We start from the raw sequence: 21,722 nt of genomic DNA, 5'->3' as shown, positions 1-21,722 counted from the left end.
GGTATTAGCAGAAACACTTTTGTGCCAAAAAGACAGGGGAAGGTGATAAGCCTTCCCCTGTCTTGTTCAATTTATTCGCATCACGCTAGGGAGAAGGAGATGGGTACGGCTCATACGGTGCCGGGGTGATAGGAACTGGCGTGAAAACCACCGGATATGGCTCTGTTAGCACAGGCGCTGGCGTAGGAGGCACAAGCGTTGCTGTAGGAAGCACAAGCGTTGGCTGGGTTGTAGCGGGTGGCTCTGTTGGTGGCATCGCAGTCGCTGTTGGCGTCGGGGTTGGCGTCGCTGGCTCTACCTCTGTCGTTGGAGTCAGCGGGAGCAAAGGCGTTACTGGCACAATCCCCGGTGTACGAGTGGGAGTTGGGGTAGGCGCGGTGGTTTTCTTACAAGCGGTCAATAGAGGCAGGGATAGCAAAATCAGCAGCGATACCACCAGTAGCGTTGTGGCCTGCCAAAGCACTTTTCGGGAATAGTACTTCATGGATCTCCTCCTTCGCGTTTTTCAGACTAGGAATTAGTATACCACATATCCTAAATTTCACCAAGTACATGCACAGGGGAGGCAGCTTGCTTTTTGGTCAAATGTCATCCCGAAGCGCAGCATCCTGCGTAGCCTGAGGTGCAGAGGGACAGGCGAGCGCTCAGGTCCAGATTGACATCGCAGCCGATTTGCAGTAATGTAACACCGAGGTCTTTGCATGAACAGGCTTTCTATTCCTGCGCCGTTATCTGCCGGCATTCTCCTTTCCTACAAATGCACCAGCGCTTGCCGGCACTGCCTCTACGCCTGTTCTCCGCGGTGGAAGGCAGATTGGCTCACGCTAGATGACGCGGAGACCATTCTGACGCAGCTTGCCGCCACGATGCGAAGTACATATGGATATCCCGGCAGGGTAGGGATCAACGAAGGATTGCATTTCACGGGCGGCGAGCCTTTTCTCCATTTCGACTTGCTGCTCGAAGTCACTGCCTTGGCACGCCGGCTGGGCATTCGCGGTACGTTCGTCGAGACGAATTGCTTCTGGTGTACTGACGATGCCAAGACCAGGGAGAAACTGATTCGACTGAAGGAAGCAGGGCTGGACGGCATCCTCATCAGTGTGAACCCGTTTATCATCGAGCAAGTGCCTTTCGAGCGCATCCAATATGCTGTACGCATCAGTGCAGAAGTCTTCCCGGGCAACGTGATGATGTACCAGCGATTCTTCTATGAACAGTTCCGCCAGATGGGATTGAAGGGTACCTTGCCTTTTGAGGAGTACCTGCAAAGAGGAGGCTATGGCCTGCACTATGCCGAATTGTTGCCAGGAGGGCGAGTTTCCTATGCTCTGGCGCACCTCTTCCAGAAATACCCGGCACAACATTTCTTCTCTTCCTCTTGTCGTCACGAGTTGGTGCGCGACTGGCACGTTCACGTGGACAACTATGGCAACTACGTGCCTGGCTACTGCGGTGGTCTGTCCCTGGGCGATGCACGTGACTTGAATGCACTCTTGCGGGGTATCAACTTGGATGAGCTTCCCGTCCTACACGCCTTGTTGACGAGTCTGGAGGAACTCTATCGCTTGGGCAAAACCTATGGCTATGAGGAGCGGGATGGCTATGTCTCCAAATGCCATCTCTGTACAGACATTCGGAGGTATCTGGCTAGAGTCGGCGATTTCCAAGAACTCAAGCCACGGGAATTCTATGAGCACTTGGAGGACTGAGGATGGCGCTTCTATATCAGAAAATGGCACGTGCGTCCGTGGTGGGATTGGCGCTAGTGCTGACCGTCCTGGCGTTTGTAGCATTTGCTTACTTTGACCAGGCACGGCCATCTGGCACCCCAGGGGTCGTTGCACTGCAACTAGCTTTCTCAGCGGGAACTTTCCAGTCCATTATCAACCAATGGGGTGCATTAGGTGTGCAAGCCTATCGGGTGAGCACGCTCTATGTGGATTCCTGGTTCCCTATTGTGTATGCGTTGCTCCTTGCGAGCCTGATCGCCTTTTTGACCCACAAAGCAGGTAAAGCGGCCCGCAAGTTTCACCTCCTTTTGATGGTGCTGCCCTTTGTTGCCATGCTGCTGGACTGGCTGGAGAATGCGTTGCACTTGATCCTCCTCCGTGACCTTAACCGCCTTTCGCCGCTGCCTATTCTGATTGCTTCGCTTGCCGCGGCGATCAAGTGGGGAATTATCGCTTTCTCGTTGCTGGTGGTTTGCTTTTTCCTCGCGCAGCGTTTGAAAAGCCGCTTGGCCAGAAAGGTAGAGCACCCTAATTGAGGCAATTCCAAGCGCATAAGCCTGCTGGCCTTTTTGTACTCTCAAGCCCGGCTGACCTGTTCTCTGCCTCCTGGCAGCAGCAATATCAGGGGCACTCCCAGCAGTGGGGCAAGGGCACTGATCGTGAAAGCTAGGCGCAGGCCGAACAGGTCGCCCAGCATTCCCACCAATACTGCCATGATGGAACTACTGACAAAGGTCATTGCCAGATACATGCCATTAGCCATGGCGCGGTTGCTGGGGAAGCTCTCTTGGACCATGGCCATCATTACCGGGTTGTTGGACAACGTAGTGAAACCGAGCAGGAAGAGGAGAGGCAATCGCAGCCAGCCCTTGATTGCCAGGAACAGAAGCAACAACGGTGGTGCGATGAGCAAAGTAGCCAGGATTGTGGGCTTGCGACCCAGGCGGTCGCTAAGCGAACCAGCCACGAGCACTCCTATAGCTCCTCCTCCTTGCACTAGCGAGAGGGATGCACCTGCTAGCCACAGGTCGCTGCCCTCTTCGCTGATCAGGATGGGCAGGTGGGTAGTCAATGCCGCCACGAGAAAGGCGCGCAAAGTGAGGACACCGGCTAGGGGCAGCATTACCCTGCGCATGCTCAACAATGCCTCTTTCCAAGGTGCCGGCTGTTCGGTCGTTGTTAGCTGGAATGGCACATCCTTCAAGCGCGCATAGAGCAGCGCTGCACCAAGCAGCCCAATGAGCATGAGCCAGGGCAGGCGGCGAATGGTCAGGAGATGCAGCGCTGTAACAACGATCAGTGGGGAGAAGGTACGCGCCACTTCTGCGCCGACCATCCAGAAAGACATCCCCTGACCCAATCTCCGGCCAGATAATTGGCCCGCCACGGCTGGTCCTACAGCGTGGAAACCGGCCGAACTCAAGCCCACCACGGTCAGCAGCAAGACTAGCACCATGTAGCTGGGTGCAATAACCAGTAAGCTCATCATCACTGCGGCAATGGCGGGTCCTAGGAAGACCAAGTGACGCAAGTTGAAACGGTCAGCTAAATGCCCAATGGCAGGCTGGAGCAAGGATGGCCCTTGCTGGAATATGGTCAATGCACCAGCCTGTGCCTTAGACAGGCCCAAGTTGGCGATGAAGACGGGCAGGAGTGGGGCCAAAAAGCCAGTGTAGGTATCGTGCAGCATGTGCCCGGCGGCGATGGTGAGCACGCGGTCGGCTTGGAATGTAGTGCCGATTGGTTGATCGGGTCGTTGTTGGTCAGTCATTAGGTCTCGTCGTTTGTACCGAGTTATCTTCTGTGGTAATTTTGGGGTTATTATATCCCTGGGGCTTCTTGTGACAAAATGACGCCAGCAAGGCAATGTGCGATCCAACCCGCAGAAGAAGCGTAGCCTAGTACGCGAAGGATGGCCATCAACGAGCATGGATACGAATGAACGAATGCCAGTGCAGTCCATTCGTTGATGGCTGCCACTAAATAATCTGCCTCCTTGTAGCTAAGCATCCCTCTACTTTGGATTGTGCTCGGTTTCGAGTATACTAGTAGGCAAATCCGCACTGGTTGACTCGTGCGACGAAAGAGGAGGTTCTATGATCGGTCCTTCGACTCAGTGGATGTTGGATGAGGATATCCTGCGTTGCCCTGCCTGTGTCAGCGGGCCAGAGCGGGATCCGGAGAAGAAAGACCCAGGCCGGCTGGATGTGGTCAAGAACAAATGGCTGGTGTGTCGCGATTGCGGGCGTAAGTATCCAGTTGAAGATGACATCCCACAGATGCTGATTGAAATTGGGGATAGGTACCGCTACGTCCGTTTGGAACAACTGGAGTAATGATGGCGCCAACCGTGTTCACACCCCCGGCACACCGGTTGCAGGTGCTACTGCTTGTGGCGCTTCTCTTCTTGTTCCCCCTCGGGAGCGCCCTGGGTACCTATGCCGATGAGGCCATCCAGGTTGTGACCAATACATACCAGGTTCAATTCGCGCAGGGCATTACCTTCCGCCTGCGGGTGAAGGCACAGTCCAACATCAGGGAAGTGATCCTGTATTACCGACTGGTCGGTGAGGGCGTTACCGTCAAAATCCCGATTGCGGTTGCGCCTGGCGAAAGCGAGTTCAGCCATACCTGGGAGCTCGAGCCTGGCGATATACCTGTGGGTGCGCGTCTCGAGTACTATTGGCGCGTAGTAGACGAAGGGGGCAACGAAATCAAGACATCTGTAGTGTCATTCCACTACGAAGATGACCGCTTCACCTGGAAGACATTGGAAGAAGGCCAAATTAGCCTTTTCTGGTATGGGGCCGATGAAGCGCAAGCGCGACGCATCTTGGGTTATGCCACCAAGTCACTGGCTCGTCTGCAGGATGAGATGGGCGTCAGTCTGGACAGGCCGATTTCTATCTATGTATATCAGAGCAAGTCGGATATGAGCCTAGCGCTACCCCGCAAAAGCGAGGTCTATGACGAGCGCGTTGTGACCTTGGGAGTAGTGGTGGACGAGGGGACGTTGTTGCTCCTGGGTTCTCACCCCGATGTGGAGCAAACGGTCGCGCACGAACTGGCGCATGTCGTGGTGGAATTGGTCACGGATAATCCCTATGCCGAAGTACCACGCTGGCTCGATGAAGGACTGGCGATGTATGCGGAGGGTGCGCTTCCTGCAGGCAATCGAAGGGCATTGGAAGAAGCCGTTCGACGCGACCAATTGATTTCCGTGCGTTCTCTTTCTGGCTACACGGGCGATCCGACCCAGGTGGATCTCTTCTATGGCGAGGTGTACAGCCTACTTGATTTCATGCTGCGTACCTACGGCAAAGAGAAAATGACTGGGTTGCTCGCTGCGATTCGCGAGGGACTTTATCAAGAAGAGGCGTTGCAGCGTGTGTATGGCTTCGGGCTGGATGAACTAGATGCTCAATGGCGCAAGAGCCTGGGGCTTTCGCCACGGGGAACGCCCACCGTAACGCCCTCTCCAGTGCCACGCACCGCTCCACGTCCATGTGTGCCCTGTCCTGGTGCAGGGTTAGGCATTGTCATGGTGATTGCTCTCGTTGCGGGTTGGAGGAGGCATGCCAGAACTGCCTGAAGTGGAGACACTTGCTGTGGATCTGCGGCGCTTGCTGACAGGCGCCGAGTTTGCCAATGTCGAGGTTCTCTGGCCAAAGTCAGTGGCCATGCCGGCGGTGGATGAGTTTGTGCGCCAAGTGCCAGGTCGCAAGGTCTTGGATGTCAGCCGCAGGGGTAAGTTTCTCGTTCTATCACTATCTGGGCCTAGTTTTTTGCTGATCCATCTGCGCATGAGCGGCCATGTACGTGTTGAGCCAACCACAGAACCCGTGGATGGCCATGCCCGCCTCATTTTCCACCTCTCCGATGGTCGGCGGTTGCTTTTCTCCGACCCACGGAAGTTTGGCCGTGTCTATTGGACCACAGACCTCAATCTCGTGCTGGGTGATTTAGGGCCGGAGCCTTTGTCCGCAGATTTTACAGCCCAGGATTTCGTGAAGTTATTGTCTGCGCATCGAGGAGTGCTCAAACCCTTACTGCTCAACCAGACGGTGCTGGCGGGATTGGGCAATATCTATACGGATGAAGCACTGTTCGCCGCCAGCCTGCACCCATTGCGCAAAGCGAGCACGCTCTCTGCTGCGGAGGGCGAACGTCTCTACTGGGCCATTCGAGAGGTATTGCAGCAGGCAATCCACAACCGTGGAACTACGCTGACCGATGAACGTTTCCGTGATGCAGAGGGGCGGCCAGGCAGCCACGCGCAGCATCTGTGCGTCTACCGGCGCGTTGGCGAGCCCTGCCCCCGTTGCGGTACGCCGATTGAGCGCATAACTGTCGGCAATCGCGGCACGCATTTCTGTCCGCGTTGCCAGTGTTAACGAGTGCAATGCAGGATGCGAAATTTCCGCGCGTTCGATGTAGAACATTCGCGTACAAGTGAGGATGTCTGACATGGAGAAGAAATCATGGCGTATTCTGACGATCAATCCTGGCTCTACATCCACAAAACTGGCCGTCTTTGAGGATGAAAAGCCCGTCTGCAGCGAGACCATGGCTCATTCCCAGCAGGAACTTGCTGCTTTCCCTCGTATCCCTGACCAATATGCATTCCGCCGTGAGGCAGTGCTTTCTTTCCTGAAAAAGCACAATATCCCCCTGCATTCGCTGGACGCGGTGGTCGGACGGGGGGGCATTCTGCGCCCATTGGCCAGCGGTACCTATCGCGTTAACGAACGCATGTTGCAGGAACTGCGCAACCCGCACAAGGAACGGGATCATGTGGTGAACCTAGGTGCGCTCATTGCAAATGAGATTGCGCAACAGGCAGGTATTCCGGCGTTCATCGTGGACCCAGTTTGTGTGGACGAGTTTGAGCCGCTGGCGCGCGTATCCGGCTTGCCGGAGATCGAACGCAAAAGCCTCTCTCATGCGCTCAGCCTCAAGAGCGCAGCGAGGCGTGCTGCGCGCGAATTGGGGTGTCGCTATGAGGACATCAATCTTGTCGTGGCGCACATGGGCGGGGGCATCTCGGTGAGTGCACATCGGCGAGGCAAGATGATTGACGTCAACCAGGCGCTCGATGGCACTGGCCCATTTTCTCCCGAGAGAGTAGGCGGGCTACCAGTTGGCGATGTGCTGCGTCTCGCTTTCTCCGGGAAATACACGTACGAGGAACTTTTCCGGCGCTTCACGCGACAGGGCGGGTTAGTAGCCCATCTGGGCACAAACGATGCTATAGAAGTGGAAAAGCGCATCGCAGAGGGCGATGAACACGCCCGACTCGTCTACGAAGCAATGGCCTACCAGATTGCTAAAGAAATCGGCCTGATGGCTACGGTGCTGAAGGGGCAGGTGGATGCCATTGTACTAACGGGTGGCCTGGCGCATTCATCTATGCTAGTCGGCTGGATACGCGAACGTGTAGAATGGATTGCCCCGGTTTTGGTTTACCCAGGTCAGGATGAAATGCTGGCCATGGCGCAGGGGGCATTGCGTGTGCTTCGGGGAGAGGAGGAGGCGAAGGATTACTGATGCGCATCACAGTCAAACTGTATGCAACACTGCGCAGGTTTAGACCCAATTTGGCTCCTGGAGCTGGTTTCCCACTCGATGTGCCTCCTGATGCGACAGTGAATCAGGTCGTGGAGCAATTGGGCATCCCTGAAGGAGTCGCATTGGTGCCTATGGTCAACAACGAAGTGAAGAGCATGGATTACATTCTGGCCGAGGGCGATACGCTGAACCTCTTCCCACCAGTGGCAGGAGGGTAGTCCTGAAACGTAAAATGGAAAGCGTAAAGGAGGGTGTGATGGCAGAATTGGTCGCACGCTTGCGGACGCTGGCAAAGGAGACGGTGGGGCCTGGTGGCGAACCACTCTGGGTGATACCGTTGGAGGGAGTGCAGCAGATTGCGGAGGAGATGAGAGTGTCACGGCGGGAGGTGGAGATTGCTGCTTTGCATCAGCGTGTGCTGCCCACGCGCTATCTGCGCAACTTTGGCACAGTCGGTTGGGAAGGACAGCTCGCCTTGCTGCAGTCTACGGTGGGCATTGTTGGCGTGGGCGGGTTGGGTGGCTGGATCATTGAGGGTCTAGCACGCATGGGAGTGGGATGCTTGATCATTATAGATGGCGATGTTTTCGAAGAGAACAACCTAAACCGCCAAGCATTCTGTGTAGAGCGTAGCATAGGACAACCCAAGGTGCTCCTGGCTCAGCAGCGCGTAGCAGAGGTCAATGCTGCGGTAGAAGTTGTTGCGCACCAATTGCGGGTGGACGAGGGACAGATGGTGCAACTGCTACGCGGAGCCCAGGTAGTGGTGGACGCATTAGATGCTTTGCCGACGCGTCTGGAACTGCAGCGTGCGGCACGCAAGCTATCCGTGCCCTTGGTGCATGGAGCGATTGCTGGCTACGTGGGGCAGGTAATGACTATTTTCCCCGACGATCCCGGATTATTAGAGCTTTATGGCGGCGATCGGGTGCCCGAACGCGGTATTGAGGCGCAATGGGGGAATCCTGCTGCCACTCCCATGATGATTGCTGCCTGGGAGATTCAGGAGGTCGTGAAGCTGCTGACCGGTCGTGGCGAACCTTTGCGCCGCCGGCTGCTGTTTATGGACAGCGAGCTTGGGCATGTGGATGTGCTGGAAGTGTAACATTCATCAGCCAGGGGCGATGGCAGGGTAATTTTTAATAATTTGTTCATATTTGCTTGCCATAATTTGAAAAGGCTTTCTTATTCGGGATCGAAAAAGGCGAGGTATTATAGCCCGTTGATGGGCGCATGTAGAAAGTACAATGCACCCAGACCGCTACAGCAAACCTAAGTACATCCTCTCACGGCTCGGTCTTTTTGCTCTCTTGCTGGGCCTTCTTTGGCTGGGTCTGTGTACAGTGCAGTTCGTGGGGTCAGAGCACTGTTGGGCCCAGGATATCGCATTTGTGACACCAACACCTGCGCCACTTCCTGCCCTTTTCCTCGCTATAAGTGACCAGAGGGATCCAGTTCCTGCCCAGTGGCGGCTTCGCTATACAATCCGCGTGGAGAACCCCAATGCCTGCATCTTGAGCAGTGTGTGGGTGACCGATATCCTGCCGATTGGGACGTACTTCGTCTCGGCTGATACGGGTGGGATTTATGGGGATGGCGTAGTCACGTGGACCATAGCCAGCCTTGCTTGGGATTTTGCGGTGGATTTGCATTTGGAATTAGGCACGTATTCCTGGCTGGAGGGTGTAATCACCAATACGGTAGTGGCCATTGCAGATGGCACTCTGCCCGTGACCCATACTGAGACTACGACGATCGTTGCAGCAACACCAACGCCTGCTGTGATATCCAACCCGCTGTACACACCCACCTCAACCTCAACACGCACGCCTACGCCCACTCCGACCTCAACACGCACGCCTACGCCCACTCCGACCTCAACACGCACGCCTACGCCCACTCCGACCTCAACGCCTATCCCTACTTCGACCCCTACGCGTACGCCCACATGGACACCAACTCCTATTGATGTGTCCATTCCAACACCAGAATTCACGCCGGTTCTACCTAGTCTCACCCCAGTGTCTTCAGTTCCCGTTCATTTTCCTCCCGTTATCTTTGTCATGCTGGATTGGATGAACGGTGATTGGAGCAATCCAAACTACTATATGTCGTGGATCAATCGCTTTGGTGGCAGGGAAGAAGTGCGCGGTCACCCAGAATGGGGTGCATTGGGAGGATGGTGGGAGTTTGTGTGGGCTCATCTAAATCCATACAAAGGTGTCTATGACTGGACAAAAACGGATGAGTATATCTTGAAAGCACAGAGGATGCGTGTTACATTGCCGGATGGAAGCGTCATCGCGAAGCCGGTAGGCATCGCGGTGACAACCTGGACGTTTCACGAGACGGATGAGCAGATTGGTGTGAACTGGACGCCTAGTTGGGTCGCTTCTATGGGTGGGGGCAGCATCACCTCATGCTATGACCCAGATGGGCCATCGGGACCGTGCAAGCCGATGTGTACCCCGAACTTTGGCAATACGGTGTGGCAGTATTGGTTTGATCAGTTCATTTTGGCCATGGGGCAGCATTACGACAACAATCCAGACTTTTACAACCTGGCCTGGATCAACATAGCCACCGGAGTGGATGAAGAAACCATGGAGCGCAAGAACGTGCATGGCTGCACTTACGACATAGGAAACAGCCCTGCTTTCAACAATTGGGTTGACCGTGTGATGGGCACTTATAACCTTGCTTTCCCCAACACCCCGCAGTTTATCCAGTCCACCTTGCATGGTATTCACTATCACTGCGCTCTTGCGGCGTCTTTTCCTTCCAAGATGACTGGGGTGAAAGTCAACGCTTGGGAAGTAGACAGCCCGAATGCCGAGATTCGTTACGATGGCGTGTTGGTAGGCGGTGTTACTGGCTTCTCCCAGCTTTACCACGAGTTGATCCCGACTGCCTTTGAGCCTGGCGGTGCTGTGCCGCGTGTAAATGGTGCCTATTGGATGTTCATGGAAGGTCTCAGTGTACATCCTTACATCCTCGACGTACAATATCCCAATATTGCTGAGCCTATACCGCTGGACAGATCATTGGTTTTCCCATTCTTGATTTCGCACGTCAGCATCTGGGGAAATCAGTGCGGGATGCGCCTGATGTGTGGATCGTGCTGCGCGAGACCAAGCACTCTGCCCTTGACAGTTGCTGGAGGGCTAGCGATGGCATCTACAAATGCTATGGCCCTCATCACGGGGATTTCATGTACTGGTTGTACCGAAGGGATACGGCGCCTGGGAGCCGCACGGTGGCACTGGTTGGGGATGCGCTGAGAGAACTGCCTAGCGAAGCGCGGAGCCATATCTATGCTTGGCACAGCACCCGACGCACGGATCAGGCTACAGGCAATCCCTATATGTCCTTTGATGTGGATGATCGGTATCCGTATGCTGGGCATGTTCCCAAGGCAGCCGGGGGGCCGGTGTCGTGGACGATCACGGTGACGTTGGTGAATCAGGGCACGGATACGTTTTCATTGGAGTATCGGGATTACTATGGCAACCTGGTGGAGCGGAGGGTGAGCAAGGGTGCAGGGCTTGGGCCGTTGAACACGTGGGTGGATTACACGTGGAAGGTGAACGATGCGTATTTCGCCAATGGGTTGCTTGGAGGGATGGATTTCCGCATTGATTGCAACAACGATGGGAATGAGTACATCCATCGCCTGATCGTGAGTGGGGAAGGACTGCTGTCATCCATGACCAGCCCAACCAGGACGCTTACCCCGGTTCCCTCTCCAACCAAGATACATATGCCCAGATAGGCGCGGATTGTTGAAAAGTCCCCTTCGTCTTTGGCGGACTGCAGTCCGCTACAACGCTTAATGCTTTCTCTCTCCTTTACTGTGAGTTCTCTATCCCTGGCATTCTGAAACCGACGCATTGTAGATGAAAAAATTGTTAGCTTGTTTTGCCTCTCTTTTCATCGTCTTTTCACATATTCATGCTATGATAATTTTGTAGAAACAGCACATTCTGCACTGTGCATGGAGGTTAGTAGGTGATTGAGGTCAAAACTAATCCTGTCTCGTGGTCGAGAATCACCGTCGAGACAGTGCACAGAACCAGGCTTGCTGAGCCTGAGGCTTCGCTGTATCCTCTGGCCAAGAGATGCATGGATGTCATTATGGCAGCGCTTTTGCTAGTCTTGCTGTCACCTATTATGGCGCTGATTGCACTGGCGATCCGGCTTGATTCTCCAGGGCCTGCAGTCTTTCGCCAGGAGAGAGTCGGCCAGTTTGGCCGCACATTCATCATGCTCAAGTTTCGCTCTATGCACGTGAACGCTGATGAGCGGGTTCATCGACAGTTCGCCAAGCAGTACATCAACGGTTTTACACCCGAGGGTTCCTCCGTTGAGGGGCGGACTGTGTTCAAGCCGAACGGAGACAAACGCGTCACCAGGGTGGGGAAGTGGCTAAGGCGGACGAGTCTCGATGAGTTACCGCAGTTGATCAATGTCCTGCGAGGCGAGATGAGCCTGGTTGGCCCGAGACCCGCAGTGCGTTATGAGGTGGAAGAGTATTCTCCGTGGCACATGCAGCGTCTGACTGTTCCACCCGGGCTCACTGGCCTGGCTCAGATTAGCGGACGCAGTGGCCTCACTTTCGACAAGATTGTGCGGCTGGATATCGAGTACATTCAGCGGCGCAGTCTGGCACTGGATATCGCAATCCTATTCAAGACTATTCCGGTGGTTCTCAACGCCAAGTGTGCAGCGTAGGAGTCTCCCTCGAGCGGGCCTGGGCAATGTGCCTAGGCCCGCTTTTTCATTTATGGGGTTGTCCTAGCTGCATCTCAAGCCTCGCCTTAGCCAACGTTGGACTTTTCCTCCCATAGAGACAGGCGCCTGAATGCATCGAGCTTGTCTCGCTGTCCCAGTCGAGCACGGCAGATGGCAGTGCGCAAGGTTTCGATGGAGCGGTCATACGTGGCACGGTCTACAGGGTACGGGTAGCCATCTTTGCCCCCATGGGCGAAGCTGAAACGGACCGGGTCGCGTGTGCTGACCTCAGCGCCGTAAATGAGCTCCGCAAGCAGGCTTAGCGCGCGGATGGTTTTAGGACCTACTCCAGGCATGCCTAGTAGAGTCTCGAAATCTTTTGGCTGCTGTTCGTAGGTGGAAAGAAAGACCTTTCCCAAGCGAGTCGGATCCACATCGGCCAGCCATACCTGATGACGGCTGGGTAAGGTCAATTCTTGCAACCGCTGTAATTCGTTGACCAGTTTGCCGGGCATCTCTCGCGCCAGGACAGCGCTTGCCTTGCGTGCTCCTTCGCTTTCTAAAGCCACCATGTTCAGCACCTCGCCGCGCTGATCGCAGCAGATGGCGCTGTGCGGTTCGACGACAAAGTCGCGCAAGCCCTCGCTTAGCCAATGATAACGCCTGGCATAGCGCTTGTCCACGTTCATGCCCTGCTGTACAACACACCACCGGCCAGTGCGATCGAAGAAGAAGGCGTGATGGTAGATTTGATAGCCATCCTGCAGTGCGGTGTTGTCCACTTTTGCTGACATACGGCTAGCGTAAATCAGCGTAGCAGGAGCGACCTGTAGATTAGCTCCCTGTGCTTCGATCTCTTGTGGCGTCTGGCGTGAGGTGCCTCCTTTGCCCCCGGCCACGTACAAGCCCAATTCGTTCTGTACATCCTTCAGCCCTACCTTGAGTGCACCGCAGACCGTGGTGGTCAAACCGCTTGAATGCCAGTCAAAGCCCAGCACACAGCCAAAAGCTTGGAACCAGAACGGGTCGGCCAAACGGCGTAGCATCTCCTGTGTGCCAAATTCGGTTACGATGGCCAACGACACCTCGCGCGCTAACAAGGCCATACGCTGGAACAACCAGCGCGGCGCTTTTCCATAGTGCAAAGGCAAGTCTGCTGTCCCTGTTTTCGGCATGTGCCCTCCAGGCAGGAGTTGCTAGATACATTATACCCCATGAGGAATGTAAGGAGGTAGGAAGCGCTCAGAACGATCTAGGTTCAGCGAGCACTGCTACGGCACAGCGAAGCCGACCATTCAATAGTAAACCGTTCGTGTTCTGTGGCGGGGATGCGCCTTGTAGAAGGGCTGTTGTCCGCGGTTCCAGAGCAGGTAGTCCAATTTCATCGGTGGCACATGGTGTCCGTGCCGACGCAACTCCATGCTCATCAGTTCTACAGCGTGCACGGCACAAGCGCGAATCTCCACTTCCTCAGCTGAACCTGCAGGGATCAATTCCTCACGATCAATGCGCGCTGCCAGGTCATCTTCGTACAGCAAAATGCCGTCCATACGCAGGACATGCGGCACCAGGTTGTCGGCGAACATGGTCAATTGCTCTATGTCCTCGAAATGGCCTGGCCCCTGTCCCTCAAATGCAATCCACAGATCTGCTGCGGTGAGCTGCGCCCGCTTGTAAAAGGGCACCCGTAGATCGTCATAGGAGGAAACATCGTTGAAAAAGGGCATTGCCGTCAATAGTTGCACCAGGCGTTCCGCAGATGCGCCTGCACTGTTTATCAATTGGATAAAGCTTCCGTCGAAGCGATGGAGCAAGTAGCGTCCCAGGTCATTGAGCGCCGTGGCGAAAAGATGCATCAATTCACGGATGGGAGCATTGTCGGGTTCCTGTCCGAATATCTGCATGCAGTCCACAGCAGTAAGTTGGGTCAACTCTGCTGCGGAGAATGGGCCATGCATCATGAAATAATTGTTCAGTGCACTGGCTATGGTGAAATAGCCAGACATGCCGGGACGCTTGAGCAGGTGGGGGAAGTAGCCTGAACCAAAGTTAATCGTATCGAGAGTGAGGAAGAAGGCGACTGTATCATCACCGTGTCCGAGGAAGTGGCTATTGGCGTCATGTTGCGGTTGTGCAACTTGTTCCAGCGGCAAAGAAACTGCGTAGGAAGGCAGCAAATCATAGTTGATATGCACGTGTCTGGCCCGCATGGCAACAGACTGGCAATTTGTGCGTACTTGTTCCAGGAGGCTTATGGACATTCCCAATCCCTTCGAATTCAGTCAAAGTGGGGTGAGCGCTTGCTGCTCAAGGACGAATAGTAACCGGCGTGCCAATTTCGGCCCAGTCGTACAGCGCCTTTGCGTCGTCGGTATCCAATACGATGCAACCATATGAGATGGGCTGGCCTAGGTAGCCAGCCCACAAGGTCTGGCCATTGGACATAATGGGCAGGGCATGAATGCCGTTCTCCGTTGAGCCGGCCCAGTAGATGCCCAGCCAGTGAGGCATCCAGATGTCCCAGGCCGAGCCATAGGCATTGGGGATCTTGCTCTGCACCTTGAATTCGCCAGTGCGCGTGTAGTACGGTGCACGGCCACTGGAGCAGATGAAGGAATAGACCAATTGGTTGCCTTGGAAGGCATAGAGGTGCTGCTCCGAGAGGTCAATGATGATGCGTTGCTTGTCACTAGCGGAGCTGGGTGTCCCAGATGGTATGCGCGGTACTTGTAGCACCTGGCCGACGCGAATCATGGAGGGATCTGATATACCATTGGACTGTGCTAGGGCAAAGGCAGTAGTGTGGAAGCGCTGTGCGATGCTGCTCAACGTATCGCCAGGGCGTGCAATGTAGGTCTCGCTTGTCTCTGGGTCAGACTCCGGCACTGTTCCCCCTGCGCCAGGGATGACCATCTTCAGGCCTGGATGAATCAAGTGTGGACTGAATAGGCTATTGGCCAGCATTAGTTCCCACATTCCTATGCCATAGCGGAAAGCAATGCTGAGCGCTGTATCGCCTGGCTGTACGACATACGTACCACCAGTGGTAGCGGCAGCGGCGCTCGTTGCTGCGCTACGTGCGCTGCTGGGGATGATCAAACGTTGCCCAACGTAAAGCATGTGCTGATCGGTGAGGCCATTGGCAGCCATGATGGCTTCCACTGTCGTGCCATAGCGCAATGCAAGGCGGAAGAGGTTCTCGCCCTCCTGCACGATGTGGATGGTCTGTTCCTGCGCGAGTGACCAATGCCAGGAGCCTGCGGCGGTCCACGGAACGCACAGGCTGAGGATGGCGCATAGAGATGCAATCAGGCTCATTCGCAACTTGTACTGCATGGCTTCCTCTCTACTCTGGTGGATTTGGAATCCCTCCTCGAAATGCGAGCAAGAGGGTGTTGCCGATGTCTTCTGGCTCAAGGTACGAGCGTCAGGCGCATGGAGCGCTTTCCCCTCTTCATGATCGTTAGACGATAGCCGTATTTGGCTGGATTGTACTCTTGTAGCAGTTTCTCCGTAGCGGGAGTCTCATTGGTTGCCACGAGTTCAATGGCTCGTTTCTGATTTTTGGCTGTCTCTACGATCCAGATGAGAGTGGAGAGATCAGGATTGCCATACATGCCATTGGCGGAGATGACATACTTATCCGCAGTGACGTTCTTGAAAAACGTCTTGCTCACATTGCGGTCGCTGCCATGGTGAGGCACTTTGAGCACATCAACGTGCAACCGGCCTTTGGCATCGAGCAAGTTTGCCTGCCGCAAGCCTTGCAATAGGTGGTCGCCACGCCCATCACCGGTGAGCAGAATCCTTTTCCCATCGGATTCAGCCAGGACCATGATGCTGCTCAAGTTCGGAATGCTGCGATCTGCCATCGCTGCCAGGAAAGGATCGCCAGATGCGATGCTCTCTCCATATTTGTCGAGCCATGCAAGCCATTCCTTCCTGAGATCTTCCAGGTTCTTGTTAGTTGGCCCCACCACATGCAGAACCAGGTTATCCATGGTGATGGGTTGCGGTGCATCGTCTGCACAGATCAGGTCATGAGCGAATCCAGGGTTGACTGGGATGCCCAGGATAACGGCAGTTTGCCGCAGTTGATGTCCCTCGCTGATGCCCTGGATAGTCATGCTCGTGCTGGTCATTGCTTGGGCTGCGACTCCGGCTGAGGCAAGAAACATCTTTAACCGAATCGCAACGTTGTCGCCAAGGGCTTGGCGAAAGGCGTTGTGCCAAAGTGCGTCAATAGCGATGGTCTCCGGCTGACCATTTGCCCGTTGACTTCGTAGCTCGGCAAACAGGTCCAAGAGTCCGATAGCATGGTCGTTGTCAACATGGCTGAGGATGGCTAGGTCAAGCTTGCCTCCGCCAGTTTTGATGCTCTGTAGCTCCCCCCGCAGGTAGCGCTCATAGATAGCAGCCGGGCCGCCATCAATCAGGATATACCTGGGTTGTGATGGCGTGCCAAACTCGAGGATGAAGCAATCGCCATATTCCGCCTGTACGATGCGCAATTTTAGCAAGGTGGTCTCCTTTCCTAGCAAGAGTTGCAATACATTCCACTGCCTTGGTGAAAGCCTCCCGGCAATCTACGAGATAATCGTGAGCGATGAAGTCAGCTCCCCGGTTACTACGAGAGCAAAATCCTGTGGTCCCTTGAGCAGGTTCGTGGCCGAAATTTGAATCAGGTAATTCCCTGCTGGCGGATTGTCCAGCCGCACCACCTCGACGTTGTTGTCTGGATCTGGGATTTTCAGCCCCATAGGCAGATTCTCATTGCCGATCCATTTCTGCCCGGAAGGCAGATGTTGTACAAACAGGTTCAGGTTGTTCTGCAGGGCACGGGCAGGCAGGTCGGTCCAGGTCAGACAGATGCGCAGCCGAGCGCCGCCGGAGATGGAGAACTGGAAGCGAATGCGCTGGCCGCTGCGCGTAAATTGCAAGCGTTTCTGCTTCCACGTATCCTGAAATTCGAGTTTGAGCGTCGGTTCGGCGGGATTTGGGATAGTCCAGGGCATGTGGATGCAGCCAAACCCTTGATGGTAGTTCGGCAGGTAAGGATGATCGGCGATAGCGTCGGGAGCAGTGAGCCAACGTGTGCCATTGATGAGGGTGGCTTTGAGCAAAGCGGCGCTGGGTTCGTGCTTGTGTTTTTTGACATAATATTCGCGCACCAATGCAGCGCACCCAGAGACCAGTGGCGCGGCCATGCTTGTGCCACCCATGAAGGCATAGTGCCCACTTCCGGGGTATGGCCCCCAGAAGTTACGCAGAGGAGCAAGGGATGATTTAGTCGAGATGATATCCGTGCCCGGTGCGACCACATCTGGTTTGATGCGGCGGTCATCGCATGGCCCGCGGCTGCTAAAGGCAGCCAAGCCCTCGGGATTGCCCGAGATTTTTTCGTTGGCAATGGGCGGGTCGGGGAATTCTCCCGGCCAGGCCAGCCTGTAGGTGAGAGTGGCATAGCCACCCTCGGTGCGGCTGCTGCGGCTCGCACCAACGGTCAGGGCATTCTTCGCAGATGCCGGTGAGCCAATGGAAAGCCAATCCACGAACCCAGGCAGGCTGTGTCGGCGCTGAGCAGCCTGCCCCTGGTTCCCCGCTGAGATGACGATCAGTATGTCGCGGCGTTTGGCAACAAACTCATCCACCTCGATGGAATTAGCGGTGTACATGGATTCGGTCGCTGCACCCCAACTGTTGTTGTGAATGCGTGCTCCAGCCCAATATGCCTCTTCAAAGAGGTCACCTAGGTTGAGTGGCAATCCGCCTAATTCTCCGTTGGCATCTAATAGCGACTGGAAGAACAGCTTAGCTTTTGGCGCTGTGCCACGGATGTGTCCTCCTGAAGCAGACCCGTCCCCTAACACAGAGCCAGCAACATGCGTGCCATGACCGTGGGGATCGCTTGGGTCATTGGGGCGTCCCCATGCAACGACGCCGGCGATGCGCCCCTGAAAATCGGGGTGGCGCGCATCGAGTCCCGTATCTGCTACAGCCACGATCTGTCCCTCGCCGGTCTGCGGGATATCGGCAGTTGGGTTGGGATGGGCTGGGCGATCAATCCCCAGGAGCACGCGCGCCACATCGTTGTGCAACTTGGGCGGTACATACTCCTCCATCACAGCGACTTCCGGCAGAGCCGCGATCTCATCGGCAAGAGGCGAGCCTTCCAGCAAGTAGAGTCGGATTTTCCGCCCCGTGGCCCCAGCGATGTTCACTTTCCTCTTCTCCAGCCATTTCAGGACTTTGGGGAGATCTCTTTCTCGATGCAAGCGAACGTCAAAAGTGACCATTTTGACTCCCAGAGAGGGCGTCGTGCTGGGAGGTTCGACTTCCTCCACTTCCTTGGCGGATACGGGGCCAGTATCCTCTGGGCCGTAGAGGCGTATGGCGTTGACAAAGGGCAAAGCAGATACAGCGTCAACTTGGCGCGGAGTCAGCCTGGCGGTATAGTTATCGCGCGGCACGTATTCGAGCAACTGTACGCGCAACTGGCGCAACTGCCTCCGCCATTCTTCCAACAGGGGACCTTTCAATTGAATGAGATAGAAATTGGGCTTGCTCCGATCAATGGTTGGTTCTGGTGCTTTGGCGGAAGGTGCCTCTCGCGACCGTCGCAGAACGGTTCCAGGGATAGGTTCCACCCCTTTGCCCGGTGTCTCGGCTCTTGGTTGCTCTTCCAGCACCTGGATGACGAGTCCCTTTTGGCGCAGAGCGGGTATATCCGCCTCGTCAATTTCCCCAAGTACATAACTCTCTGTGCGCTGCACATTGGTCATTTTGCGCAGCGCAGCAGACTCTTCCTGCTCGTTCATGAAATGGGCGATTACCCTCTTTTTCGCCATGTTCAGCCCTCCTCGTAGACCTTTTCCTCTTCCCGTTCTGCCTGCTCAGCGTCAGGCTCCACATCACGTCCAGCAGGACCACGGTCGAGCAGTTCTTTGTAATACTCGTGCTGGATGACCAGGTCCATGATCTCGTTGGTGCCGGTCCAGATCATGATCAGACGGGCATCGCGCAAGAGGCGCTCGATGGGATAGATGTTGGTATAGCCAATGCCACCCATGATTTGCATGGCGTGGTTTACGACTTGCCAAGCGGCGTCAGTAGCGAATTTCTTGGACTCGGAGACCAGCCGTCTCACGCGCGAGGCGTTCGGGTCTGTATCTGCCGCGTGTGCGGTGGCGTGGATCAATCCCCGAGCTGCATCCAGCAGAGTGATGCTGTCCGCCACTTTGAAACTCACGCCCTCGAAAGCACGGATAACGGCACCAAAGGCTTTGCGGCGATCGCTGTAGCGTGCAGCGACCTCGAGCGCGGCTCGGGCAAGCCCCACTGCACCAGCCGCGCTGGTCAGCCGTTCCGGGACCATCATGCGGTAGAATACGCTCGCGCCGCCATTCTCGCCGCCCACCAAGTTCTCTGCCGGCACGCGTGCATCGCGGAAATAGATGCGTCCAGTGCCCCCACCGCGCGTGCCCATCAGACCGTAGACATGTTCCACATCTACGCCAGGGCCACGATCCACCAGAAATGCGCTGATGCCGCGATGGGGTGGAGCCTGCGGGTCAGTGCGCGCATATACCAGGAAGTAATCCGCTCCTTCTGCCCCAACGACGAAGCGTTTCTGTCCCTTGAGGACATAGCAGTTGCCATCGCGGCGTGCCTGCGTGGTCGTGCCGAAGAAATCGGATCCTCCACGCGGCTCGGTAAGCGCCTCGGCGCAAGTCAGTTTGCCCTCCAAGGTCGGACGCAAGTATTTCTCTTTCTGTTCCGGAGTGCCAAAGACGGAGATTGCCTCGCCGACGATGCTGGGGAGGCAGTACAGGCAAGCCAGGCTGGTGCCCAACATCCCCACTTCTTCGATGGCTACGACTTCGGATGTCCAAGGCAAACCGCGCCCGCCCCACTGCGAGTCAAAGCGTAGTCCGAGCAATTTGCGCCGCGCGGCTTCTTGCAGGTACTCACGTGGGTAGCGCACGCGATCGGCGTCCATATCCAGCAGCAACTGCCGGGGCACGCTCTTCACAAAGTCGCGCACCTCATCGCGCAATGCGCGTTGTTGCTCTGTCAACAATGGTTCTAGCACTCTGGGCTCCTTTCAGCAAAGCTGCACTTGGTATTGATAGCCTTTTCTATGGCCGCTATGGCTTTTCTGCAAAAGGTAGTAGTGCCGACCAGCACCACATTTCTCGTCGGATAAGATCAGGACGGCAACGCACTTTACACAAGGCGCAATTGCCGTCCTGTGGATCAGCCAGGTGATCGTACTATGCTCACTTCGCGCATCGGATTTCATCCTTCCGTGTTGCCTTTGTGGGTGTTAGTTTTCTGGGAATGCCGATCTCCCATGCAGGTGCCAGGAGCAGCGAACTCCGTTTGATGATACAAAGTAAGTATAGTCGTGCTCTCATAAATGTCAAACAAACGAAGGACATGAGCACTGTAGAGAGATGGTTTGAGCGGCGCAAGCTTCATTTAATCAAGAAACCACACTTTGGCTTTATGGTTGTTGGCACGGAAGCAGATTGGCGCAATTCTTTCCTGCAGCTTATCCTAGAGGCGCTTGACCAAAAACGATTGCTGGCGCTGTGCTCTAGGCCTGAACCATAAGGATTGCTCCTCGCGTGTCTACTCCTAAGGCCCCGGCGCGTTTACGAGATGTAGTTGGATACTCTCTGGCGGAGCTCCTTCAGGCTCAGACTATAGCATTACAGGTTACAGGTGGATGCCAGAAGCTGGGTTGACGTAGTGTACGAAGCTGGACGTCTCTTGCTCCGAACAGGTGCGATAGAGCCAGAATACGTACAGGCAATGAAGAGAATAATCGAGCAGTACGGCCCCTACGTGGTGATCATGCAGGCGGTTGACAAAATCCTTGGCTTGTTCGATAAATATTCATGGGCCATCACTTCATGGACAGTAGGGGTTGTCTCCCTATACTGTACCATGAGATTGACCCTTTTGCAACAAGGCCTCCAAAAATCCGAGCAATACTTTTTGCAACCGCTTGACGAAGATGGCACTATATCAAATTTGAGATTAGATTCTTCAGCCGAGGCTCTTAAATCATACCGAGAAGAAATTGCTGATTCATTCTTCGCAATAAAAGTAGGCAAAGAAACGGATTTTCAAGAACTTTTTCCGTCCATACCTACTTTGCTTTTTTAGGAGTTACGCAGTTGACTGCGCAACCCCTTCTTGCAACACAATACTAATATAAAGACGCAGTCTGTCAAGAGGAGGCGATGACTTGGACTACATCCACTTCCTCATCGCTGCCCAGAAGATCTTCACCTGCACGGAAGCGGCGAGATGCCAGCCCGCAGGGCAAAAAGCCCCCGCCCACGATGCCTTTACCCGACTGCTTTCAAGACAGCCTTTAGACACAGAGACGTTGTGGCAGGAAGCGAAGGCGCTCGTAGACAAAAAGAGGGGCTTTTGGTCTTGGACGACACCACCTTGGACAAGCCCTATGCCAAGAAGATGGAACTGGTGACCTATCACTGGAGTGGCGAACACCAAAGGGTCGTCAAAGGCATCGCTCTTTTGACTTTGCTTTGGACGGGAAAGCGCTCATCCCTTGCGACTTTCGGGTTTACGACCAGCCGCAAGGCGGGCAGAGCAAGAACGAACACTTTCAAGCGATGCTGAAGACGGCGAAGCAGAGGGGTTTTGAGCCGGAAT

21 protein-coding genes and 1 pseudogene are annotated in these 21,722 nt (G+C 55.2%); 14 read left to right on the top strand and 8 right to left on the bottom strand.

The genetic code is table 11. The features are described from left to right. Nucleotides 1-85 precede the first annotated feature (85 nt). Nucleotides 86-484 carry a hypothetical protein gene (locus H5T67_08245; protein ID MBC7245309.1) on the bottom strand — a complete coding sequence of 133 codons (399 nt, stop codon included), beginning with the start codon at nt 482-484 and terminating at the stop codon, nt 86-88. A gap of 217 nt (nt 485-701) precedes the next feature. On the opposite strand from H5T67_08245, the gene H5T67_08240 reads away from it, so the two are divergent. Together H5T67_08240 and H5T67_08235 are read left to right on the top strand one after the other, a co-directional pair. After that, nucleotides 702-1,712, top strand: a complete 1,011-nt coding sequence (locus tag H5T67_08240) for a radical SAM protein (protein MBC7245308.1) — start codon at nt 702-704, stop codon at nt 1,710-1,712. A gap of 2 nt (nt 1,713-1,714) precedes the next feature. Beyond that, the gene (locus tag H5T67_08235) at nt 1,715-2,269 is read left to right on the top strand and encodes a hypothetical protein (GenBank protein MBC7245307.1); all 555 of its coding nucleotides are present in this window, start codon (nt 1,715-1,717) and stop codon (nt 2,267-2,269) included. Between the two features lie 41 nt (nt 2,270-2,310). Here the strand turns inward: H5T67_08235 and H5T67_08230 are convergent, their stop codons facing one another. Next, nucleotides 2,311-3,504: an MFS transporter gene (locus H5T67_08230; GenBank protein MBC7245306.1), complete on the bottom strand. Its 1,194-nt coding sequence runs from the start codon at nt 3,502-3,504 to the stop codon at nt 2,311-2,313. Between the two features lie 349 nt (nt 3,505-3,853). On the opposite strand from H5T67_08230, the gene H5T67_08225 reads away from it, so the two are divergent. From H5T67_08225 to H5T67_08185, 9 genes are all read left to right on the top strand, one after another. Further along, entirely contained in the window at nt 3,854-4,069 is a 216-nt protein-coding gene (locus H5T67_08225) for a Trm112 family protein (GenBank protein MBC7245305.1), read from the top strand. 2 nt (nt 4,070-4,071) lie between these two features. Further along, entirely contained in the window at nt 4,072-5,325 is a 1,254-nt protein-coding gene (locus H5T67_08220; protein MBC7245304.1) for a hypothetical protein, read from the top strand. Continuing rightward, entirely contained in the window at nt 5,309-6,127 is an 819-nt protein-coding gene (mutM, locus tag H5T67_08215; GenBank protein ID MBC7245303.1) for a bifunctional DNA-formamidopyrimidine glycosylase/DNA-(apurinic or apyrimidinic site) lyase, read from the top strand. Before H5T67_08220 ends, mutM begins: the two co-directional genes overlap by 17 nt. Nucleotides 6,128-6,200: 73 nt before the next feature. After that, the gene (gene buk, locus H5T67_08210) at nt 6,201-7,280 is read left to right on the top strand and encodes a butyrate kinase (GenBank protein ID MBC7245302.1); all 1,080 of its coding nucleotides are present in this window, start codon (nt 6,201-6,203) and stop codon (nt 7,278-7,280) included. After that, complete coding sequence (locus H5T67_08205; protein ID MBC7245301.1) at nt 7,280-7,519, top strand: MoaD/ThiS family protein; 240 nt, start codon at nt 7,280-7,282, stop codon at nt 7,517-7,519. The genes buk and H5T67_08205 overlap by 1 nt, the downstream gene beginning before the upstream one ends. 149 nt (nt 7,520-7,668) lie before the next feature. Then, complete coding sequence (locus H5T67_08200; GenBank protein ID MBC7245300.1) at nt 7,669-8,406, top strand: HesA/MoeB/ThiF family protein; 738 nt, start codon at nt 7,669-7,671, stop codon at nt 8,404-8,406. Between the two features lie 142 nt (nt 8,407-8,548). Beyond that, the gene (locus H5T67_08195; protein ID MBC7245299.1) at nt 8,549-10,582 is read left to right on the top strand and encodes a DUF11 domain-containing protein; all 2,034 of its coding nucleotides are present in this window, start codon (nt 8,549-8,551) and stop codon (nt 10,580-10,582) included. Then, nucleotides 10,558-11,073 (top strand): hypothetical protein, encoded by a 516-nt coding sequence (locus H5T67_08190; protein ID MBC7245298.1) that lies wholly within the window; start codon nt 10,558-10,560, stop codon nt 11,071-11,073. The genes H5T67_08195 and H5T67_08190 overlap by 25 nt, the downstream gene beginning before the upstream one ends. A gap of 350 nt (nt 11,074-11,423) precedes the next feature. Next, nucleotides 11,424-12,032: a sugar transferase gene (locus H5T67_08185; GenBank protein MBC7245297.1), complete on the top strand. Its 609-nt coding sequence runs from the start codon at nt 11,424-11,426 to the stop codon at nt 12,030-12,032. Nucleotides 12,033-12,118: 86 nt separating this feature from the next. On the opposite strand, the gene H5T67_08180 is transcribed toward H5T67_08185, so the two are convergent. The 6 genes from H5T67_08180 to H5T67_08155 form a co-directional block, all read right to left on the bottom strand. Then, nucleotides 12,119-13,207: a DUF763 domain-containing protein gene (locus H5T67_08180; protein ID MBC7245296.1), complete on the bottom strand. Its 1,089-nt coding sequence runs from the start codon at nt 13,205-13,207 to the stop codon at nt 12,119-12,121. Nucleotides 13,208-13,327: 120 nt separating this feature from the next. Next, nucleotides 13,328-14,293, bottom strand: coding sequence for a hypothetical protein (locus H5T67_08175; protein MBC7245295.1), 966 nt, complete (start codon nt 14,291-14,293; stop codon nt 13,328-13,330). Between the two features lie 46 nt (nt 14,294-14,339). After that, a complete protein-coding gene (locus tag H5T67_08170) occupies nt 14,340-15,368 on the bottom strand; it encodes a LysM peptidoglycan-binding domain-containing protein (protein MBC7245294.1) in 1,029 nt (342 codons plus the stop codon). 77 nt (nt 15,369-15,445) lie between these two features. Next, nucleotides 15,446-16,552 (bottom strand): hypothetical protein, encoded by a 1,107-nt coding sequence (locus H5T67_08165; GenBank protein MBC7245293.1) that lies wholly within the window; start codon nt 16,550-16,552, stop codon nt 15,446-15,448. A gap of 66 nt (nt 16,553-16,618) precedes the next feature. Continuing rightward, on the bottom strand, nt 16,619-18,880 hold the full coding sequence (locus H5T67_08160) for a S8 family serine peptidase (protein MBC7245292.1): 2,262 nt from the start codon (nt 18,878-18,880) through the stop codon (nt 16,619-16,621). Nucleotides 18,881-18,882: 2 nt separating this feature from the next. Continuing rightward, on the bottom strand, nt 18,883-20,124 hold the full coding sequence (locus H5T67_08155) for an acyl-CoA/acyl-ACP dehydrogenase (protein ID MBC7245291.1): 1,242 nt from the start codon (nt 20,122-20,124) through the stop codon (nt 18,883-18,885). A 347-nt stretch (nt 20,125-20,471) separates the two neighbouring features. On the opposite strand from H5T67_08155, the gene H5T67_08150 reads away from it, so the two are divergent. The 3 genes and pseudogenes from H5T67_08150 to H5T67_08140 all read left to right on the top strand — a co-directional run bounded on the left by H5T67_08150 (nt 20,472) and on the right by H5T67_08140 (nt 21,722). Then, nucleotides 20,472-20,648, top strand: coding sequence for a hypothetical protein (locus tag H5T67_08150; GenBank protein ID MBC7245290.1), 177 nt, complete (start codon nt 20,472-20,474; stop codon nt 20,646-20,648). 138 nt (nt 20,649-20,786) lie between these two features. Next, nucleotides 20,787-21,206, top strand: coding sequence for a hypothetical protein (locus tag H5T67_08145; GenBank protein ID MBC7245289.1), 420 nt, complete (start codon nt 20,787-20,789; stop codon nt 21,204-21,206). A 61-nt stretch (nt 21,207-21,267) separates the two neighbouring features. Next, nucleotides 21,268-21,722, top strand: a pseudogene (locus H5T67_08140) (transposase).

The organism is Chloroflexota bacterium, assembly GCA_014360905.1.
GTDB lineage: Bacteria > Chloroflexota > Anaerolineae > UBA2200 > UBA2200 > JACIWX01.
The sequence above is the reverse complement of the archived record's forward strand: the minus strand, read 5'-3'. Positions and strand labels throughout refer to the sequence as shown.

Coding starts and splice junctions, on each gene's coding strand:
- H5T67_08225 (MBC7245305.1), top strand. CDS start 3,854: ATGTTGGATGAGGATATCCTGCGTTGCCCTGCCTGTGTCAGCGGGCCA.
- H5T67_08175 (MBC7245295.1), bottom strand. CDS start 14,293: ATGTCCATAAGCCTCCTGGAACAAGTACGCACAAATTGCCAGTCTGTT.
- H5T67_08185 (MBC7245297.1), top strand. CDS start 11,424: ATGGATGTCATTATGGCAGCGCTTTTGCTAGTCTTGCTGTCACCTATT.
- H5T67_08205 (MBC7245301.1), top strand. CDS start 7,280: ATGCGCATCACAGTCAAACTGTATGCAACACTGCGCAGGTTTAGACCC.
- H5T67_08180 (MBC7245296.1), bottom strand. CDS start 13,207: ATGCCGAAAACAGGGACAGCAGACTTGCCTTTGCACTATGGAAAAGCG.
- H5T67_08230 (MBC7245306.1), bottom strand. CDS start 3,504: ATGACTGACCAACAACGACCCGATCAACCAATCGGCACTACATTCCAA.
- H5T67_08200 (MBC7245300.1), top strand. CDS start 7,669: ATGAGAGTGTCACGGCGGGAGGTGGAGATTGCTGCTTTGCATCAGCGT.
- H5T67_08160 (MBC7245292.1), bottom strand. CDS start 18,880: ATGGCGAAAAAGAGGGTAATCGCCCATTTCATGAACGAGCAGGAAGAG.
- H5T67_08170 (MBC7245294.1), bottom strand. CDS start 15,368: ATGCAGTACAAGTTGCGAATGAGCCTGATTGCATCTCTATGCGCCATC.
- H5T67_08240 (MBC7245308.1), top strand. CDS start 702: ATGAACAGGCTTTCTATTCCTGCGCCGTTATCTGCCGGCATTCTCCTT.
- H5T67_08195 (MBC7245299.1), top strand. CDS start 8,549: ATGCACCCAGACCGCTACAGCAAACCTAAGTACATCCTCTCACGGCTC.
- H5T67_08220 (MBC7245304.1), top strand. CDS start 4,072: ATGGCGCCAACCGTGTTCACACCCCCGGCACACCGGTTGCAGGTGCTA.
- buk (MBC7245302.1), top strand. CDS start 6,201: ATGGAGAAGAAATCATGGCGTATTCTGACGATCAATCCTGGCTCTACA.
- H5T67_08150 (MBC7245290.1), top strand. CDS start 20,472: ATGAGCACTGTAGAGAGATGGTTTGAGCGGCGCAAGCTTCATTTAATC.
- H5T67_08235 (MBC7245307.1), top strand. CDS start 1,715: ATGGCGCTTCTATATCAGAAAATGGCACGTGCGTCCGTGGTGGGATTG.
- mutM (MBC7245303.1), top strand. CDS start 5,309: ATGCCAGAACTGCCTGAAGTGGAGACACTTGCTGTGGATCTGCGGCGC.
- H5T67_08245 (MBC7245309.1), bottom strand. CDS start 484: ATGAAGTACTATTCCCGAAAAGTGCTTTGGCAGGCCACAACGCTACTG.